Origin of the sequence: Methylophilus sp. QUAN, from assembly GCF_015354445.1 — a bacterium.
Taxonomy (GTDB): domain Bacteria; phylum Pseudomonadota; class Gammaproteobacteria; order Burkholderiales; family Methylophilaceae; genus Methylophilus.
The window spans coordinates 1,550,442-1,570,298 of record NZ_JADKYT010000001.1 but is presented as its reverse complement, the minus strand read 5'-3'; the positions used below and the strand labels follow the sequence as shown (position 1 = coordinate 1,570,298).

The following is a 19,857-nucleotide window of genomic DNA, read 5'->3' as shown; positions in this document are numbered from 1 at the left end:
ATGTGTAGTGATTTATGCTGACAAAAACAGAAATTCTCAAGAAAGCATCAACGAGCCATAAGCTACAAGCGCGACTCAAAAATATCTACCACGCTTGGCCTAACCTCAAAGAAGCTACCCTTAAATTCTTAGATTACATCCACCCGGACATTGTAGACAATGAAACCGGTAAATCACTGCTTTCCAAGTGCTTGAACAATGCTTGTGAGGAATTCGACAACTGCCCAATTAATGAAGTCGGCAGTACAGAACAGGTTTACTTATTTCTCAATGGTCTTTTATCTGAGAGCCACAAAATTTTGGATTTCCATGTGACCACCGAGAACATGGATATTTGGGATCCACTCAACGAAAGCGTGTTGAAGTTTCTCAATGAGCACAGCAATATCAAGCTAGTCGAAGAGCCATATGTGAAAACAAAGCCTGAGACTATTCGTATGATGATCCTGGCCAGAATTATCACTATGAAAGATTTGAAGGCTATTCCTGCAAACAAGATTAAAGGAATAATCAACCATGCAGATTTGGTCACACATTAAGCTCTGGATCATTGTCAGTATCTTTTCAATTTTCTTTGTAATGGCCACGGCTAAGCCAGAGTCGGTTTACGAGTCTGTACAGCATGACTTAAAGAAATTGGAGAGGGTTTTCGGCAAGGACTCAACAAAGAACTTGGTCGACCGAACCAATTCCATTTTCAATTTCTTCTTTGAGAGAAATCTAAAAACTGTTCACGATGAAATGCGGGTCGAGAACGAGAGCCCTAGAGTTTTTCGTTGGGAAGGGGATTTGGTAAAAGAGTCCAACACGATGCTGAAATCAGCAAAGCTGGAGGTGTACAACATCATTCTTCGCTTCAATATCATGATGATGTGGCTGCCGTTTATTGTTCTATTTGCGGGTGTTGCAATCTTCGATGGCTTCATGATGCGTAAAGTCAAAATTGCATCGTTCAAATATACCAACCCAGTTCTTTACAACACATTTATGCATGGCGCGGTATTTATCGCGGGTAGCTTTATGTTCTTAATGCACCTTCCAATCGTCATGTCTGTTTGGTTCTTCCCTCTGGCTGGCATCTTGCTGGGCTTTTTCCTGATGTTTGGCATCATGAATCTTCAACGTATGGGTACTGATTAAACCATAGTCAAATATACGCCTTTTGCCCATGTTATTTGACAACGGGTGAAAGGCGTAAAACATATAAATTGGTCGACATGGATAGATCGACCAAACTAAACGCAATAGACCTTCTCAAGCAAGCACTTGTGCCAATTGCACAATTCCTGGACAGCAAAGAAGTTCAGGAGGTGATGATTAATGGCCCAGATGATGTATGGGTGGAAGAGAGGGGTATTGTCACCAAGCGCGATGTGTTTATCAACGAAAATCAGATTCGGTCTGCTATTGCCATCGTCGCCAGGCTAGTCGGTAAAGAAGCTTCAGAAAGCACTAAAGACGCAATCATTGATTCTCGTTTTGATGGCTTTCGTATTGCTGCAGCTCTATCGCCGATATCCACTCGCGGTTCCTCAATTGCCATTCGTAAGCATGGTTCAGTAGTTTTATCACTTCAAGATTATGTCGACTCTGGTTCAATCCCTTTTGAAGTTAAGCAGTTGCTTGAAGAGATTGTTGTTGGCCGTAAGAACCTGATTGTTTCAGGGGGCACCTCTTCCGGCAAAACGACTTTCCTCAATGCTTTAGCGAGGCTTATCCCTGAGACAGAGCGTGTGCTGACGATTGAGGATACCAAAGAGTTGCAAATCCTCACTCCCAATTACGTCTCGTTTGAAAGCAACGAAAAAACAGAAATCAATATTCGCTCACTGGTTAAACATGCGCTTCGTTACAGACCAGACCGAATCATTGTTGGCGAGGTTCGCGGTCCAGAGGCTTTTGACCTGATGCGTGCCATGAGCACCGGCCACGATGGTGGCTTTGCAACCTTGCACTCCAATTCCGCTGAAGCGGCTCTCCGAACATTAGAAATGCTGGTGTTAACCACACCAGATGTTGACTGGAAGCTTGAGGCTATCCGGTCGTTTATCGGCTCCACATTCCACTACGTCATTCACCTTGCCAGGGATAACAAAGGGCGTCGTGGAATTAAAGAGGTATTGCGTATCAAGGGTTTTAATTATGAAAGGAACGACTATGAAGTTGAGCAAGTTTTTAGGAATGAAAATGCAATTCATTAAATCGCAGAAGGTTCAAAAGTTATTTTCACTTTTGATTTTGGCATCGTGCGGAATTTTGACCTTGATGCCAGAAATCGCCAATGCGGCTTTGCCTTGGGAAAATCCAATTCGTCAGATTGCTGGTTCTTTGTGTGGCCCGGTCGCACGTGGTTTCGGCACCATCGCTTTTGTTGGCGCGGGTATCGCAATTGGTTTTGGTGAAGTTAAAGGCTGGATTCACCACATGCTTATCGTGTTACTCGGTGTGTCCATTGCTGTTTTGGCACCAACCTTCTTAGGCATGTTGGGTGTTGTTTCAGATATCGCCTGCAACTAATAACCATGTCCTATAACTACGTTCCTCGCTCAACCCGTGTGTATCGTTGCCTCAACGAGGTCAAATCTGTAGCCGGGGGTGAGCGTGGCTTAGTCATTGTGAACTGGACTATAGCTGGGGCCACTGTGATGGGATTGAAAACCCTATGGTGGCTCCCTGCCGCATTCTTTATTCAAATTTTTCTTGTCTGGATGTACAAGAAAGATCCCATGTCACGATTAATTTACATTCGATACAACTCACAAACAGACCGTTATGATCCTTGGCCTCATGCCGATACAGAGGTGAATTCACGCCCTGATGGGTTTGACAAAGGTAATTTATGCTGAATTTAAAAGACAAGCGCAATGCAACAAAAGCTAAAGGTAGGAGCTACACAGAGTTACTGCCTTTTATGATTATGACAAAGCCAGACATGATTCTGAATAAGGATGGTGGATTTCTGGTCTGTTATACATTTGAGGGTGTCGACGTAGAAAACCTGCAAACAATCGACAGTGATCGGTATGCAAACATCATGGAGCATGCCTTCCGAGTCTTTGATGAGCGCATAACATTATGGTGGACTGTTGATCGGCGTAGAACGACAGATTACCCACAAGGTGAATTTCCTGACGAAATATCCAAGATGATTGATGATATTCGCAGAGAAGAATTTGAGTCAGGTAACCAATATGCCAACAAGCACTATCTGGCTATTCTTTACCGTCCAGAAGGCGCTAACTCAGGGTTCCTGGACCGTCTTGGTTACTTCACGACCGATATGGGTCAAAACATGCTTCAGGCGTTTTGGAACACTTTAAAAGCATCGTACTTCAATAGGAGCACTTTCGCATATCAGCAAGCAAAGATAGATTCAGAGATTAGATCCTTTGAAGAAATGCTATCTGGCTTTGACGAAACCGTTAAGGATATCGGTCTATATCGCATTGAAAATGCAGAGTTACTTCAATATCTGCATGATCGAGTAAATCCAGCCTCCTGTAACCAACCAGTAAAGATTCCAGACTTTCCGTGTTATTTGGATAGCTATCTCCCCGACAACACATTGACTGTTGGCCATAGCCACTTGGTATTCGACCATGTTGATCGTACCCATGTGGCTGGTATCTCTGTTAAGGATTGGCCTGATTTAACTGTCCCTGGATTTATTGATGAATTATTGGCTGTACCGGGAGAAATCACAATCAGCCAATGTTTCAGATATGTGGAAATGGAGAATGCAAAAAAATACATAGATGGCATTAGAAAACACAATCTGAATAGCCAAAAGAGTATGTGGACATACGTTTCTGAGGCTTTGACTAACAAAGAATCAGACAAGCGCGATGATGGTAAGGTGTTGGCAGCCCAGGATGCCTCAGAGGCTCTAGCAAGTATCATGGTACAGAACCGTGTCTTTGGCTATTACAACCTTAGCATTTTGTCGTACGGCGAAACATTGCAGGAGTGTGAGCGTACTTTGAAGTTCACATCGCAAATTTTGCGCCAACGCGGCTTCTTAATTGTACGTGAGCGTATGCATTTGCTGTCGGCATGGGCCGGTTCGATTCCAGGACAATGGGCTGAATTGGTTCGCTGGTTCTTTTTGAATACCGGCAATTTGGCCGATATGTCACCTATTCGTACATTGGCTACCGGTAGTACAACAAATCCATTCTTGAGCCAACAGACTGGCCGTGATTGTGCTGCCCTCACTGCATTGTCTACAGAGTATTCGACGCCATTCTATTTCAATTACCACAATGGTGACCTTGCTCACACTTTGGTGATTGGGCCATCGGGTGCAGGTAAATCTGTATTCAATAATTTTCTAATGTCTCAATTCAGAAAATACTCACCATGCCGAATCATTGTTTTCGATAAAGACTATTCATGCAACATCCCTACACTGTTACAAGACGGGAAGCATGTTGACCTGACAGGCGAGGGTAATAAAGTAAGACTTAATCCAATTGGCTTTGCGCTGGGTGATCGTAATGCGTGGGTTTGGTTGGCGCAGTGGCTGGAACTGCTTATCAGTTCACGTGGCTACCAAATGAACGCCAATGATGATCAGAGCATTTTAAATGCCTTCGAGAACCTAGTTTCATACCCTCCAGAGCGTTGGCGGTTACGGTCATTGGCGCCATTGCTACCTATCCACCTGTCTGAACAGCTTCAGCAATGGATTGGTGACGGCATCTTATCCAAATTCTTCGATAACGAGGAAGATGATTTCTCATTGAGTTCATCCACAACAGTTGAAATGAATGGCTTGTTTGCCAATGAGCGTGTTGCCAATGCCTTTATGGATTATGCCTTCTATCGCATTCAAAAGATGTTGGACGGCACCCCAACCCTGATTTACGTCGAAGAAGCCTGGTTCATGCTTAAAGAGCCAAAATTCGAGATGAAAATTATGGACTGGTTGAAAACTCTTCGTAAAAAGAATGCGTTTTTGATTATGGCCACCCAGAGTTTAGATGAGCTTGCAAATGCGGATATTTTTGCCAGCATCATCGACAACATCCCAAACAAGATTTTCTTAGCCAACTTCTCTGCAGATGCTCATTGGGACCTTTACGTTAAGAAATTTGGCTTGAATCCTGAACAAGTTATGCGCATCAAGAATGCACAGGCGAAACGCAATTACTACATTGTGACTCAGCGGATGTCCCGCATGGTTGAAGTTTCATTTAAACCCGAGATCCTGGCATGTTTGCGTTCGGATGCCAAAGCGCAGTCAATTTTTAGGAAGCATCATTCCAACCGTGAGGATGATGTTAATTGGAAACAAAACTACATAAAGGAGTTGGTAAATGCGTAAAATTATTGCAGCACTTTTCATTACATCTGCTCTACTTTCCTCTGAAGCTGTGGCTGCCAAAGCAGTTGTAGAGGTCGGTGCACAATTGGCTAAAAGTGCCATCTCAGCTGCACAGAATCAACAGCAAACCGCACAACTGATTGTCTCCAATATGCACCAGTACAATCAGTACCTGACTATGCTGCAAAACCTTAGAAACCTATCACCTACACAAATCGCGACAGTGATAAAGCGTGGTGTCGATACCGGCTACATTACCAACACAAATCCTCAAGCCGCTTTAAATGAGGCCATGGGTGTCTACTCTAATTATGGGCAGTTAACCCAAACAATGACTGACATGACTGGTGTTTACGGCAGATTGAACGCACAGACCGAGAAAATTGATCGGTTGGCAGTTACCAGTGGCCTGTCTTGGGAAGAGATCTTAACGACAGAACGCGAGGCTGCCAAAAAGGGCCAAGTCAACGCTGCACAAAACTATCTCAACCTACAGCAATTAATGGGTCAGTTGGGTAACTTTCAGCAAAGGGCCGACACGCTTGCTAATCGAGTGCCTTTGAATCAAGGCACGATGGAAGCCATGGGCACGCTGTCTGCACAAAATCATCTGATTACTGACCAGTTGAGTGGCTTACTGCAAGCAAATATTGCAACTGCTCAATCAGCAACCAGGGGCATGCAAAAAGAGGCGCAGTCCGAACAAACAAAAGCGGACATTAAGAAGCAAGCTTTGCAGTCCGAAGCAAAAATCCGGGAAACATTCGGATATTAACCTCGAAGGGTAAGTTATGAGTCAATTTGAAACAGCTCTGTCGACAGCGATGAATCAGTTCTTTACGAACATTCAGAACTTTGGACCTATGACGCTTTCTAGCGAAGGCATGCAGCTATTCGGTTTGCTGGCGGTTATATCCATTTCGTATATGGGTTTACGTTTGATGATGGAAAGTGGAAATCTTACCAACATCATGGGCAGTCTAATCCAATCGTTGCTTATGATAGGGCTAGTCTTTTGGCTTGTAACACCCCAAAGTTATCTGGCAATTTGGGGTACTGGGAATGTAGCGGATACCAGCTCGGCGCTGACAGGAAGTTTGAACGTCATTGCAGGTAAATTCGTTCCAGATGGTGAAAACATCTCGAAAGTGATTACCTCAAATGCATTGATGGTATTAAATAAATCAATGCTGTTGGTTAACGCATGGTCCTCAACATTCAAGCAGCTGGACGGATTCCTTGATGTGATTGAATTCATTACCGCTAACCTGGTAGCTTTTATATTTATTTTTTGCGCTGTTATTGGCTTACTTGTTGCATCAATCATTTACCTAGCTGTTGGCGTATATTCCCAATTTATGATCGTGGTAGCGCTCACGCTGGGCCCAATCATGATTCCATGGCTGTTGCTACCCGCTACATCATTCATCTTTGATGGATGGTTACGATTCCTGATCATCGCGGGTCTAACTAAGGTCATTGGTGCCATGTTGATTGGGATTACACACAGTGTTCTCTCAAACGTGATTTCTAATGTCCAGGCTGCTCAGAACTATGATGTACTTATGGTTTCAGCGATGCTGGCATTCTTGATGTCATTGTTAATCGCCTATCTCATGTCACAGATTCCTTCAATCGCTTCAGCTCTGGTATCTGGTGGCAGTGGTGCAAACTTGATGCGCGGTATTTCCTCCGGGCAAAAAATGGCCGGCAGTGGTGGTCAAGCATTAGGGCAGGGTGCATCTGCGGCTGGCCAAGGGTTACAAAATGCAGGGGCAAGTCTAAGTGCAGCCTCCGGAAACTATTCAAAGGCGGCATCTATGGCATCATCGATTGATGGTAAGAATAGGATTGCCCAACAAGCAATGGCTATGGCTGGTAAAGGGCTTGGCGGTGTAACTCAGGCTACAGGCGCAGGGGTAAAAATGGGCGGCCGTGGTATGACCAGTGTATCCAACGGTGGACGTGTGGATGTATCTTCAGGCAGCAAAACAAAAGGATAATTATGTTTTCTGACTTTATGACACCTAGCGATCCAGACATTACACACTTTCTGATTCTGCGAGAATCCCTGGACAAGAAAGAGCGGAACGAAATACCGCATCCAATGTTATCTAACAAAAAGGATGCTTTTATCTACTGGGTCAATATTTACAAGCAGGACAGGCCAGTATTCTTTGCGGCCGGACTATTTGGCCTGATATTCATGCCGATTTATGGCTTAATGAAATTGCTCTTTATGCTGATTTAGTAAATAAAGAACCCGCCTTTCAAAGCGGGTTTTTTATTTAGCTAAACACAAGGTTCATCGCGGATCGCAAGTCGTTCAAATCAACTCGCGCATTTTTATCCTTGCTCAATTTACCGATACTTTCATTGATACTACCTTGTAGAATAACTTTCACGTTGGCCAGTGATTGACCGCGGACAATATTCGCCACGTTCTCAACTGTGAAGTCTTCACTCAACGGCGCTTTGGTCGAATCAATCCAATTGCGCACATAATCGCTGATAGTTTTAATGTCAGGCAATGAGAACTCAATTTTCTCTGTGAACCGGCCACCGCGTAACATCGCACTGTCAATCATTTCTGGATAGTTGGTAGCAGCTACAAACAAAACGTCTTTAGGTCTGCCGCCAGCACCATCCATGACAGATAGCAGACGATTTGTTACGGATTTATTCATAGAGCTATTACGGTCAGCCAAAACGTCATCACCTTCATCAATAAATACCAAGCATGGGCGAATATCTTTTGCACGCTTCATGATGTTGTCGATTTCGTCAGGGTTGCTTAATAATGCATTACCAGTGGTTTGGATAAATGACCAGTTTGCACTTTTTGCCATAACCATCGCACCTAAAGTTTTACCAGTACCAGCTGGGCCGTGGAACAAAACTCCGTTAGGCGCATTGCCTCCGAACTTCTCTACTTCTTCGATATTCACCATACGCTCGATCAGATTATTCATTCTGGCACGCATTGGTTCAGTGAGAAACAGCCCATCAACAGTTGGAACACTCTCCGGGATTTTGTCGCCCTTCGTACCTTGAATTGAGCGAAGCGCTTCCATCATGAGTTCGAAATCAACAGTTTTCAAACCTTCAGTCATTGCAATGTCTCTGGCTGCATCGCCAATTGCCATGATACGAGAGACTGAATAGCCTTCCCAACGTCTTGCCAAGCTATCAAGAGTTTCATTATCAATCTTGATATGTTTCAGAGCTTTGGTGAGCAATGATTTACGAGCCTCAAAATCAGGGTTAGTGATCTCAATTTTGTAATCAAAGCGACCTTCACGAATACTTGCAGGATCCAGCTTATCCAAAAAGTTGGTGGCGGCAATGACTACAACACCCTTTTTGCGGATATCAACCAGGCGAGTCAAAATGGCATTTAATGTTTTTGGAGCCTCAGAATCAGCGTTTTTAATGCTGCCACGGTCAACAAACACAGAGTCGATTTCATCCAAGAAAAGCAGGCATGGGGCTTGTGCTTCTGCATCATCGAAAACTTTCATTGCACGCTGAGTGGTTTCACCTACCCATTGGCTAACAATGTTGCCAAAAGTTGCAGAGATAAATTTTAGTTTCAGTTCCCCAGCCAAAGCTTCTGCAAAGAAGGTCTTACCGTTGCCTGGGTCACCATGAAACAGAACACCATTCTTAGGGTCAGCGTTGTTTTTATCCAGAATCTGTTTACCAGCCTTCAGCAATTTAGCTTTCAGATCAGCCATACCAGCCACGTTGCTGAAATTGAAGCGAGCTGCAACAGCATGGTATTGCACAGCTGACTTAATCTCGCCTTCTTGTTGATGGTTGCCACCAACTGTTTTAGCTTTAGGCATATACAGTTCAGTTTTCGCACCAGTCAGAACAAACAGATATGTGTAAGCATTGATGGCAGCAATCGAAATTACCGCGATCAGAGCAGATGAAGCAGCACCAAAATAAGATGTTGTATATGCAAAGTACAAATTTGCCAGCAGGTAGCAGAAGGCAACGAATGGAGGATGAAACTCAACTGTGAATTTGTTGTAGACCATCGCGGCCAGCAGTAAAGCAACGTAACCGGCTGAGATATAGAGCCAAACTGGTTGGTATGCCTTGATGAATCCAGCAAAAAACGCTGTAGGGATAATCAACAATGCAGTAGTCACGGCAAATAGCCATACATGGCCAAACACACGCTTTGCTTTTGTCATGGGTGTGAGTTGTGACCATTCAGTGTTGAAATCGAACCCTTTGGTCAAGCGTGCGATTGGTTTAGAGAATACGAAAATCTCTACCGCATATACCAGACCAACGAACAAGAGAACCAGCAAAGCCATCCAGCCATAGTGGAAGGCCTCTTTAGTCAAATCCCATGCAGACATACCAAACATAGTAAACCTCGTTTATTGTTTAACGTAACGAGTTAATGAAGGAATCATGCAGTTAGCCATGTAGCCATCATCGTCGTTTTCGTATTTAATGAATACAGACGTGCAGAGGTTGTCGGTGCTGGCAAAAAACTGACCAGCTTTGACATCGCCCTCACGACCTTTGAAAAAATCGGCAATTTCCTTATCAGACATTTTCTTCCATACCTGACCTTTGGTCTCGCCAGTCAAAGATTTTGTGTCCATCAAATAAGTTGAAGCGTCGCTTTTCTTTAATGTCAGTGTGATTCTTTGTTTTTTGTCGAAGTAAGTTCCCTCGACAGTATCTGAGGTGCCCACAATTGAAGATGTATTTGATTGACTTGTGCAGCCAATCACTAGCGTCAACAATGCGGATAAAGCTAACTTTTTCATAATGTTTCCTTTCATCTACTCTTAATTCTATTAAACAACACATTTCCCTGAAATCAACCCCTTGCAGCCATTAATTAAAGGGTAATTTGACTTGAGTGTGATTGTATATAGGCAAAAAGTGCCGTGTATATAACAACGCATTCAAAAATCTAAAATGCTTTAATGAACAAAACTTTTATTGGATTGTTCATGAGTAAAGATTCTCTCAATAACGCACCTGTGACGGCATTCGAGCAGTCACGCAAAAAGTGGTTTGAACTGTATGGCTCAGCTGTTGTGGGGTCAAACAGAATGTTTCTTGTTTCTGTGGCCCTATCTGTAACGTGCGTTGGATTGTGTCTCACCATAATGAGCATGATGCCTCTTAAAACTGTTGTCCCTTACATTGTTAAGGTAAACGGGGACGGCATGGTGACTACTACGCCTGTTGAAATGGTCTCATATCAACCTGGCGAAGCTGAGAAAAAGTATTTCCTTTCCGAATGGGCGTCAAAGCTGCTGACGCTTGACAGGTTTCTCACACAAAAGAATCTACTCTCCGCATATGAGCGAGTCCGAGAAAAAGCGACTAATGAGTTTGCTGACTATGTGGCCACACAAAAACCTATTGAGGCATTGAAACTTGATAGCCTTCTAACCCGTGGAGTGAAAATCCGTTCCGTTGCATTCATTGGGGATGGCGCTGCATTAGTCCGCGTGGTAACAGAAACGCGAGCTGGCAAAGGTCAAACCTATTCACGTAAGAACATGATCCTGACTGTGCATTACACATTGGTGCCTCCGAAAACAGAGCAGGAAATTTTTGATAACCCAATTGGTATGTACATCACACACTTTGATCTGAGTGAGGATCTGAACTAATGAAAAAACTGATTTTAGCGCTTGCGATTTGCGCAACAATTTCGACTGCACATGCTGAACAATCTGCCGTTGCCATGCCAGGTGACAACCGTTTAGTGACCTTCAACTATGACGAAAACAACACGTATACAGTCCTGACAATTCCGGATGCTGTCACTGATATTCAGTTAACCAAGGGCGAGAAAGTCACTGCTATGGCGGTGGGTGATAACTTGCAATGGGTTATCGCCAAGGCAGAAGAGCATGTGTTCGTTAAGCCAGCTAAACCAAACATCTTTACCTCTGCCACAATCGTCACGGACAAACGCTCTTACCAGCTAACCCTACGCTCATCACCACCTGGTGGTAAGTGGTATCAGCGGGTAAGTTGGTCTTATCCTAAAGTGATGGTGTATCAACAAGAAGTTGCCAAAACAGAAGCGGATCTCGATCAAAAAACAGAGCAGCTACTTGAACTGAAGCGCAAGAAACTTGAATCTATTGTGGTCAACGATTCAAGCCAGAAAACTACCTTGCCAGTTGAGGCAATGAATTTTGATTACCAAATTCAAGGCAATGCACCATTCAAACCAAAGACAGTTTTTGATGATGGCAAATTCACGTACTTAGGCTTATCAAAAGACCAAGAACTCCCAGCCTTTTTCTTGCGAGATGAGGATGGCAAGTATGAACTGGTTAACTATGTGAGAGATGGTGAGTTTTTAAAAGTACAGCGTCTGTTCAAGGTGGGTGTTTTGAAGTTGGCCAATAAAGAGATTGTGATCACGAATGTGAAAGCTGATGCCGTGGCTTCAAAATCGACCCGCGAATACGCCAAACAAACTATTCCTGGGTTCCAATAATGGCTGAATTAAAAGAAATCACTATCGATGAAACCAAGGGTAAGGTTAAGCGTAACCTTCAATATTGGGTCATTGGCACGTTCGCCCTGGTCGCGGCCGTATTCTTCACCATTGAGGGTTCAAAAGATCCAAAGAAAGAAGTGAAGGAAGAGGCGCCAAAAATCGATACGGAAGTTAAGGTAGACCAAGGCCCATTAAAGGAAATGCTTAAAGAGCAAGAAAATGGTGCCGAGAAAATTGCGGATGCTCAAAATGACCAGTCCGCGGGATATGCCATTCCATCCGTAGCAACAGAGGGTGTTAAAACCGGACAAGCCCCAGCTGAGCCAACATTAACCCCTGAACAGGATGCACAACGTAGAAAAGAGCAGGCTGAGTTCTCACAGAGCAAATTGCTAGCGATTGATGCAACAAGCAATACGAACATATCCGATATTGAAGCTCAAGTTCGAGCAAATTCACCTCAGAAATTCGCGGAAGATGCCATTCAAAAGTCTAGAGAGGATGACGCCAACTTGGAAAAAGCAATCATGCAGCAAAGTGAGCGAGCTCTAGCTGCAGACCAGCCTATTCCTATGCAACCAAGTCCCCTGATGCCTGCCACGGCAGTTGCGCTAGATCGTCAATGGGCCGATCAGCAACAAAAACAGGTTAAGGTCGAAAAGGTTTTGGAAGATGGACGGAATGCTGAATACACCATTTTTCAAGGTTCCATCATTCCAGCGGTCATTTTGTCCAAGATCAATAGTGACTTACCCGGAGACATCATCGCTCAGACAACTCAAGACGTTTATGACGGAGTGAAGGGTAACCATTTGATTATTCCGAAAGGCTCAAAAATCTATGGTGTCTACAACAATGACATCAACACAGGTCAGGGCAAAATTATGGTGGCGTTTCAACGAATAGTCCTGCCCGGCGGCCGCTCTATCTCTCTACCAGGTATGCCTGGCATGGATTCTATTGGTCAGTCGGGTATCGCCGGTGATGTCGATAACCACTTCCTCCGTTTGTATGGTGGCTCAGCCTTAGTCGCTGCTGTTGGTGCTGTAGTGGATTCTTACAGTCGTAACAATATGAATGTAGCCAGTGAGGATGGGCAGACAACTCCTGGGTATGGCCAGCAGGTTACATCTGCGAGTGGAAGGGTCCTTGTAGATATAAGCCGAAATATCCTACAGCGCAATAACTCAATCCGTCCGACCATTACGGTTAATCAAGGTGAGAAATTTAATATCCTGGTCAAAAAGGATATTGAGGTATCACCATACAAGGCTTCCAAATGATTGGACTCGATCTATTGATTGAGCAATGCGCTCCAGATATCGCGCCGAGCACAATGAGGGCGATTATCAAGGTCGAGAGTGGAGGTGATCCTTGGGCGATAGGTAATAACACTTTACATAAGAAGGTTAAACCCTCCCCCAAGACAAAAGATGAAGCAGTAACCACGGCAAAATATTACCTATCTCTCGGTCACTCATTAGATTTGGGCCTTGCTCAAATAAATAGCGCAAACCTTGCTAAGCTCGGTCTCAGCGTTGATGATGTGTTCGACCCGTGCACAAACCTAACAGCGAGTTCAAATATTCTCAAGGGTTTCTATACTCAGGCAAAATCAAAGTATGGGCATGGCCGTAAGGCATTGGCACACGCTTTGAGCGGATATAACACGGGTAGTTTGTACCGTGGGCAGAATTATGTTGACTTAATCGTTAATGCTGCGGGCGTGAGCGCCTATGAAATGCCACGTGTAAGTGTCGCTTCAGCAGGGGACGTGCCTGTTCCAAAAAAAAGCAAATCTAAGCCTTCAATTTCTAACGCAGCGTATTACCAAAAGTACGTGGAATCTCAGTACAAGAGCCAAAATTATAAGCTTCTTGTAGATGACGATGGATACGGAATTTTGATCAAATAGTATTGTTACAAACACTGGGTTTGGCCGTGTTATTTAACAACGCTTTATTTATTATTGTTTGTAAGAATATGACTCATCTACTACGGATTTTGAGTCATGAACGACAGTATTTTTAAATCAATGGGCCCAGAGAATACTCTGAATGCAGGCCCTCAAGAAATAGTCACAGATGAAAGCATTGGTATTAAGGGACGTAGAAGCGCCAAATCAATAATTATTGGCGCCATTGTCATTTTAGTAGCCGGTGCCATGGGCTTTGCAACTTATAAGCAAAGCCTTAAAGAAAAGCCATCATTGGGGTTGGAGTCGACTGGGGCAGAACAACAGGCTCCTTCTCAACCAATCTCTACCGCTTCAACGGATACAACTCCAGAAGTTAACACCGCATCTGATGTTGTTCCTGCAATTCAAGCTCCTATCGAAACACAACCAAGCACTGCAACGCCTTCAGTAACTCCGGCGGTTGCGCCAGTAGAACCTGTTCCTGCAACACAAACAACACCGAAAGCAAAAGAGCCGGAGGTAGTTAAGCCTTCAATCGAGAAGCAACTTGATGCCTTGTTGCCAAATGAGGCTCCTGCACCTTTTGTTCAGCCTGAGAAGAAAAAGCCAGTAGCCAAAAAACAGGTAAAGCAGGCAGCACCAAAAGCAAAAGAAAGCAATCCTGAACCAGTGGCATCAGAAGAGCTGGTTACCTCAGAACAAATCTTAATTTATAGCGAGTAAACGACATGACTGATGTTAATGAAAACCTCTATCCAATTCAGGTTGCAAGGGCGTTGATGATGTTGAAATCATTATCCGTGACCGATATTGCACAGCGCAATGATATTCAACAAGCGAATGTTGAAGCCTACCTTCGCGGATACACAAACGCGATCAGTATTGATAGCGCTGACATGCTCTTCCGTAGCCTGGGTATGGATTCAAACGGCTTATCAACCACTAAGGTGCATTTTTTGAGCATGAAAATTGGCCGCATTAAGGCTAAAAACATGCTGATGCCATTAAAAACCTTGCTGCCTTTAATCGGTGAACACGGTGCTATGACTTTGGGTAAAAAAGGCGGTGTCACACCAGTCTTGATTAAGTCCACACAAGGGCATCGCATCGTAATTTTTGTGAAGGCTCCAATCTTCCACAAAGTGACGCCACAAGAACTGGGTTTAACCCCTGGCAGTTTTGAAGGCTCACAAAACGTTGAGAGCATCACTGATTACTACTACCAACTACTGCTGGATCAAAACATCAAGCCGCAGTATTTCGACATCATTCTGCGTGGCACATTCAAGGCAGAGTCCATCGATTTGCTGAGAATCGTGGCTCTGGAATATGACACCCCTTTGAGTGAAATCATTGAGATGGTTATTCGCGATGCTGATGAGAAAAAGCTGGCAACGAACGAGGTGGTTTTGCAAGAGAAATTGCAATCCAACATCTTTGCGATTGTTGATCGCAAATCCTCTCCAGACAATGACAAGGCGGCAGCATGAGAAAATTTCTGATTCATTTGGCAGTGTTGTCTGCCTTATCCGTAACTAGTGTGGCTGGATATAGCCGCGAAAATCCAGTCACTGTTGAAGGGTTCGACTTTAACTATACCAGTGAGACACATAGCGGTTTCAACCTGGTGCAAGTGTTTGACGATGGCGATATGACTTATTTCCAGTTCGCCGATGCAGAAAACTTTCCTAGCGTTCAAGTTGTTCGTGAAGACGGTACGAAAGAGTCTGTACCACTCGAATCCAAAACGCCTTACTTAGTAGTGCGTACCGTGGCAAACAAGTTTGCTTTACAAATGGACAAAAAGACTATTTTTGTCCGGTATAACGGCAAGCGCCAGCTGGCGAAATTAGCACCGAAAGCTGATCCAGCGCCAGCATCAGCAACCGCTCCAGTGGCTAACAGCCAGGTTGCAGGTAAGAAAAAGAATTCACCCCAAGCTGAAAAAGCTAAAGGCACTGAATCTGGTGTGACAGTAACAAAAACTGTAGCTCCTGCATCTGCTCCGGTCGCATCTACAGAGGCACCTGCTACAGAAAAGACTAAGAAGTCTGGTGAATTGATAACCGCCATGAAGATCAATGTACCGTTCTTTGAGGATAGTTTGACCGTTTCCAAGAAATCACGCGAGGACATTGAGGAAAAGGTACGGCAGTTGCGCCACACCCACAGAGCAATTATCAAGGCGCGTCCTTCAAGCGAGAGCAACATGTCTATTGCACATGCTCGCGCTTACGCAATCGAGGGTATTTTGCGTAATGCAGGTATGACAGAGGATGACATCAAGCGTGATGTTGTTCCTGAACCTATCAAAGGCAAAACTCCTGGCTTCTACATCTCAGAAATCATCCTGATCGCTGATAAAGATAAAGAAGCATCTTCCACACAGCCACAGCTGGTCAAAACTGCACCACTGGTTGTAAAGGCCAATACAAAACTGACCTTGAAAAAGGGTGACTCGCTTTCTGACAAATTGACTGAGTGGGCTACTAGACAAGGTTACACAATCGTTTGGGAAGCGGCCGATTATCGTGCCGGTGCTGACATTGAAATTGATGATCAATTCGAGACAACTGTTCAGCAGGTCGTCAACGCCATGAAAGTAAGTGGTGTGAATCTTGACCCAACCCTTTTTGATAACAAGCTGGTTCGCATCGTAGAGGTGAAATAACATGGAAATGAAAAAGAACATTATTGCGTTATTAGTCGCCTCTACGCTTGCAGGTTGTTCTACTGCGGCAATGAAGCCAATTGCTGAAGGTGTGAAATCAGTAGAGAAAGAGGCAGACGTTGCTTCTTCCGCAATCAAAAATGGTAAGCCTTTGGCGGCCACCCCAGAAAAAACACTGAAGCGTTCAAATAGTGTTTGGTTCCCAGTGACCAAGGTCGTTGAAACCATGCCACGTGAAGCAGTTGAAGCTTTGAAACGTAACGTTGCTGTTAATCGTCGTTTCATGACACTGAATGAGACTGCTTCATACGTTACATCCTTGACAGGCATCCCTACAGCAGTGCAGATGACACAGGCGCAAATGAACGCTTCAAGTCAGTCTGGCACTACCGGCCAAGGGGCAATGGGTGGCATGGGCAATATGGGTGCCATGGGTGGCATGAATATGGCGATGAACACTGGCGTGCCAGGTGTTTCAAACCAAATGAATAACATGACTAACTCCCTGGCCGGTTACAACCCTATGTTGGCTATGGTTCACCATGTTAATTACAGCGGACCAATCTCTGGATTGTTGGATGTCATTGCAACCCGTTACAACGTGAACTGGGAGTGGGATTCAAATGGTGGCGTTCGCTTCTTCAAAACAAAAACTAAAACGTTCCGTGTTTTGGCTTTGCCTGGCGATACTAGCCTGACCTCTAAAATCGGCACGTCTTCAAGTGGTGGTGGCGCCAGCTCTGGTGGTGCTAACTCTAGTGGTGCAAGTTCATCCAGCCAGATTAATACTGGAGTTGAATTCAGCGGTATGTCTGTATGGAAGGGTATCGAGGACAGCATAAAGACGATGCTGACTACGGACGGTAAGGTTGCCGTAACCCCAGCTACAGGCACGATCACAGTTGAAGATACCCCTCTGATTCTTGAGCGCGTATCTAAATTTGTTGACCTGCAAAATCAATCATTGGCTAAGCAGGTAACTATCAACGTCAAAGTGCTGGCGGTAGACCTGACTGAATCCAATGAATATGGCGTAAATTGGGATGCAGTTTACCAAAACGTGAGCAGCAGCTTCGGTTTGGCTTTGAGCAACCAGTTTGCTACTACAACTGGCGCACCAACATTGACATATAGTGTCTTGGGTGGCGGTCGTTGGGATGGCACAAAAGCCATGATTACTGCTTTGTCTCAACAAGGCAAAGTATCTCAAGTTACCTCTGCATCACTGGTTACTATCAATAATCAACCAGCCCCATTGCAAGTAGCTAAGCAGACCACTTACTTGGCATCCAGCACTACAACAATCGGTACTGCTGGTGCAGGTAACACCGTGAGTCTGACACCAGGCATCCTGACTACAGGCTTTAGCATGAACATCCTGCCGCACATTTTGGATAACGACAAAATGATGTTGCAGTATTCCGGCGATATTTCTGCGTTGATTCGTTTGAACACTGTTACTTCTGGTGGCTCAAGTATTCAAACGCCTGAAATTGACACTCGTAACTTCATGCAGCGCGTAGTTATCAATAGCGGTGAAACTCTAGTGGTCACTGGTTTTGAACAGTTCTCACTGAACGGTACAACTCAAGGTCCTGTGAGTGCAGAAGCCGTGTCTCTTGGTGGTGGCGTGAATACCAAGAAGAGCAAGAGTCAGCTGATTGTACTGATTCAGCCAGTTATTCCGGGGTCAAAATAATGTCCAACAAGAATCTGTACAACTTCAATATTGAAGGGGTCACATTCATTGCCGGACTTTTCTGGCAGCCCCTTTCAGGTAACAACGCTTCAAAGCGTAAAAGCGAAATCAAGTCTTTGGCCAATGAAATGCAATTCGATTTGCATATCCTGTCCGGCGCTGATTCTAGCTTTACTGTGGGTTTTGCCAAGAGCAATGGCGTTGCAAAAAGCGGCTTTGTCTCAATTGCTTCAGTAATCTCCAAACACATTGAATCAGTTACAGGCAGCAAAGACTTCATCTTCTCGGCACCCTTGGAAGACGGCAAATGGCTTTTCGTAAGCCAGCGCGATGGGATCATCCTGCCGGATGGTGATTTGGTATTCCCAAATGAAGATGGCGCTAAAGCCAGGACACTCCAAGATTCGCGTTTAGCTGACTGGAAAACAATTGTCTGCCCTGCAATTTGGGGCATCAAGAATTCCATTGAAAAGACTTTGGAAGAATCGATCACTCGAAAATCGAATGGGAAGATTCAAACACCAAAAGAATCAAAGCTAACCCGAATAAACACTAACGGGTTTATTGGTGGCAACAAAGTCCTGCTATTAAGTCTCTCTGGTTTGGTTATGGCCGGTATGTATGGCTACAACTACAAGCTGGAATTGGACCGTGAGAAAGCGTTGGAAGCTCAACGAGCTATGTTAGCTGCTCAAGAGAGTAACGACCAATTGCAACCTGCGATCCCAAATCCATGGAAATCAAAACGGCTGCCGTCTGATTTACTGGCTTCATGCCAGGCTGCATTAAATCAGGTTCGCCTGTTCCCGGGGAACTGGTCCCTCACGAATGTTCATTGTACTGACTCATTGTTGACGATTACATGGGCGCCTAAAACGGGTGGATGGATTAAACACCTGCAGGAAATTGAACCAAAAATTGTTATCGCTTATGACGGCGCATCTGCGTCTTTAACTCTGCCCTTGAGCGAAGGCGTCAGCTTCTCAGATGAAGCTTTGACAGATAGCAATCAACGTTTGCTGGATATGTATTCAGCAGCGCAACGGTACGGAGTTAAATTTTCCGCAAAGCCACCGCCGCCACCTCCGGCCGCACTCCCAGGACAAGAAACGGCTGTCATTCCTAAATGGGGAGAAATCACCTGGAAAGCTGATGAAGTGAAGTTTCCAGAGGTTGTGATTAAGGCCTTTGAGGGGAATGGAATGCGTTTATCAAGTATGGACGCAGTTTGGCAAAACGGATCACTAATTTGGACTATGGAAGGTATTCAATATGTTAAGAGTTAAAGCGGTTTTACTGGCTATTTGTATTGCTTATATGCCAAGCGTTTACGCAGAACCTAAAGCGAAAGTGGTGCCAGAAATTGAAGATCCTGGCAATGCTGCGGAAAAGATTGCCAGCATTAATGAAAAGATTGCGGTGTTGTCAGCGCAACTTGCTCAAATCGAAGTCCAGCTGAATCTGGCAAAAAAGAAAGACGAATTGGACAAATTGAAGCTTGGCGGCAATGACTTCAATGACACCTCCTTTCTTCCAACTGTGCAAGAGATCGATGGCGTAGATGGAAAGATGCGCGCACTGATTAACTTACAAGGTGGCAAAACACAGTCTGTGCGTGTCGGCGACAAGGTTGGTGGCTGGACCATCAAAAAAATCAAAATGGATGCAGTGACATTGCAAAGTGGCAAAGATGTCGTGCAAATCGGGTTTGGCGGTTCCTCTCTTACAGAGCAGAAATAAC

Annotated in this window: 20 protein-coding genes; 18 read left to right on the top strand and 2 right to left on the bottom strand. The window is 44.6% G+C overall.

The features are described 5' to 3' along the window. Nucleotides 1-14: 14 nt before the first annotated feature. The 8 genes from INP79_RS07780 to INP79_RS07740 all read left to right on the top strand — a co-directional run bounded on the left by INP79_RS07780 (nt 15) and on the right by INP79_RS07740 (nt 7,577). Nucleotides 15-539: a hypothetical protein gene (locus tag INP79_RS07780; RefSeq protein WP_194753611.1), complete on the top strand. Its 525-nt coding sequence runs from the start codon at nt 15-17 to the stop codon at nt 537-539. Continuing rightward, nucleotides 517-1,140, top strand: a complete 624-nt coding sequence (locus INP79_RS07775; protein ID WP_194753610.1) for a DUF4400 domain-containing protein — start codon at nt 517-519, stop codon at nt 1,138-1,140. The genes INP79_RS07780 and INP79_RS07775 overlap by 23 nt, the downstream gene beginning before the upstream one ends. A 77-nt stretch (nt 1,141-1,217) precedes the next feature. Further along, nucleotides 1,218-2,201 (top strand): CpaF family protein, encoded by a 984-nt coding sequence (locus INP79_RS07770; RefSeq protein WP_194753609.1) that lies wholly within the window; start codon nt 1,218-1,220, stop codon nt 2,199-2,201. After that, complete coding sequence (locus tag INP79_RS07765) at nt 2,158-2,517, top strand: TrbC/VirB2 family protein (RefSeq protein ID WP_194753608.1); 360 nt, start codon at nt 2,158-2,160, stop codon at nt 2,515-2,517. Before INP79_RS07770 ends, INP79_RS07765 begins: the two co-directional genes overlap by 44 nt. A 322-nt stretch (nt 2,518-2,839) precedes the next feature. Beyond that, nucleotides 2,840-5,326, top strand: a complete 2,487-nt coding sequence (locus tag INP79_RS07755; RefSeq protein ID WP_194753606.1) for a VirB4 family type IV secretion system protein — start codon at nt 2,840-2,842, stop codon at nt 5,324-5,326. Then, on the top strand, nt 5,319-6,101 hold the full coding sequence (locus INP79_RS07750) for a hypothetical protein (RefSeq protein ID WP_194753605.1): 783 nt from the start codon (nt 5,319-5,321) through the stop codon (nt 6,099-6,101). Before INP79_RS07755 ends, INP79_RS07750 begins: the two co-directional genes overlap by 8 nt. A 16-nt stretch (nt 6,102-6,117) precedes the next feature. Next, on the top strand, nt 6,118-7,329 hold the full coding sequence (locus INP79_RS07745) for a type IV secretion system protein (RefSeq protein ID WP_194753604.1): 1,212 nt from the start codon (nt 6,118-6,120) through the stop codon (nt 7,327-7,329). A 2-nt stretch (nt 7,330-7,331) separates the two neighbouring features. Further along, nucleotides 7,332-7,577, top strand: coding sequence for a hypothetical protein (locus INP79_RS07740; RefSeq protein ID WP_194753603.1), 246 nt, complete (start codon nt 7,332-7,334; stop codon nt 7,575-7,577). A 37-nt stretch (nt 7,578-7,614) separates the two neighbouring features. Here INP79_RS07740 and INP79_RS07735 read toward each other — a convergent pair whose 3' ends face one another. Both INP79_RS07735 and INP79_RS07730 read right to left on the bottom strand, forming a co-directional pair. After that, nucleotides 7,615-9,711, bottom strand: coding sequence for an AAA family ATPase (locus INP79_RS07735; protein ID WP_194753602.1), 2,097 nt, complete (start codon nt 9,709-9,711; stop codon nt 7,615-7,617). Between the two features lie 12 nt (nt 9,712-9,723). Next, nucleotides 9,724-10,122 (bottom strand): hypothetical protein, encoded by a 399-nt coding sequence (locus tag INP79_RS07730; protein WP_194753601.1) that lies wholly within the window; start codon nt 10,120-10,122, stop codon nt 9,724-9,726. A gap of 189 nt (nt 10,123-10,311) precedes the next feature. Here INP79_RS07730 and INP79_RS07725 point away from each other — a divergent pair, with 189 nt between their 5' ends. From INP79_RS07725 to pilP, 10 genes are all read left to right on the top strand, one after another. Further along, entirely contained in the window at nt 10,312-10,983 is a 672-nt protein-coding gene (locus INP79_RS07725; protein WP_194753600.1) for a type IV secretion system protein, read from the top strand. Continuing rightward, complete coding sequence (locus INP79_RS07720) at nt 10,983-11,825, top strand: TrbG/VirB9 family P-type conjugative transfer protein (protein WP_194753599.1); 843 nt, start codon at nt 10,983-10,985, stop codon at nt 11,823-11,825. Before INP79_RS07725 ends, INP79_RS07720 begins: the two co-directional genes overlap by 1 nt. Continuing rightward, entirely contained in the window at nt 11,825-13,111 is a 1,287-nt protein-coding gene (locus INP79_RS07715; protein ID WP_194753598.1) for a TrbI/VirB10 family protein, read from the top strand. The genes INP79_RS07720 and INP79_RS07715 overlap by 1 nt, the downstream gene beginning before the upstream one ends. Continuing rightward, entirely contained in the window at nt 13,108-13,743 is a 636-nt protein-coding gene (locus INP79_RS07710; protein WP_194753597.1) for a lytic transglycosylase domain-containing protein, read from the top strand. The genes INP79_RS07715 and INP79_RS07710 overlap by 4 nt, the downstream gene beginning before the upstream one ends. Nucleotides 13,744-13,839: 96 nt before the next feature. Beyond that, nucleotides 13,840-14,469, top strand: a complete 630-nt coding sequence (locus INP79_RS07705; protein ID WP_194753596.1) for a hypothetical protein — start codon at nt 13,840-13,842, stop codon at nt 14,467-14,469. Nucleotides 14,470-14,474: 5 nt separating this feature from the next. Continuing rightward, entirely contained in the window at nt 14,475-15,236 is a 762-nt protein-coding gene (locus tag INP79_RS07700) for a hypothetical protein (protein WP_194753595.1), read from the top strand. Next, nucleotides 15,233-16,417: a TrbG/VirB9 family P-type conjugative transfer protein gene (locus INP79_RS07695; RefSeq protein ID WP_194753594.1), complete on the top strand. Its 1,185-nt coding sequence runs from the start codon at nt 15,233-15,235 to the stop codon at nt 16,415-16,417. The genes INP79_RS07700 and INP79_RS07695 overlap by 4 nt, the downstream gene beginning before the upstream one ends. 1 nt (nt 16,418) lies before the next feature. Next, nucleotides 16,419-18,116 (top strand): PilN family type IVB pilus formation outer membrane protein, encoded by a 1,698-nt coding sequence (locus tag INP79_RS07690; protein WP_194753593.1) that lies wholly within the window; start codon nt 16,419-16,421, stop codon nt 18,114-18,116. After that, nucleotides 18,116-19,402, top strand: a complete 1,287-nt coding sequence (gene pilO2 / locus INP79_RS07685; RefSeq protein ID WP_194753592.1) for a type 4b pilus protein PilO2 — start codon at nt 18,116-18,118, stop codon at nt 19,400-19,402. The genes INP79_RS07690 and pilO2 overlap by 1 nt, the downstream gene beginning before the upstream one ends. Continuing rightward, on the top strand, nt 19,389-19,856 hold the full coding sequence (gene pilP, locus INP79_RS07680) for a type IV pilus biogenesis protein PilP (RefSeq protein WP_194753591.1): 468 nt from the start codon (nt 19,389-19,391) through the stop codon (nt 19,854-19,856). Before pilO2 ends, pilP begins: the two co-directional genes overlap by 14 nt. Nucleotide 19,857: the final 1 nt, after the last annotated feature.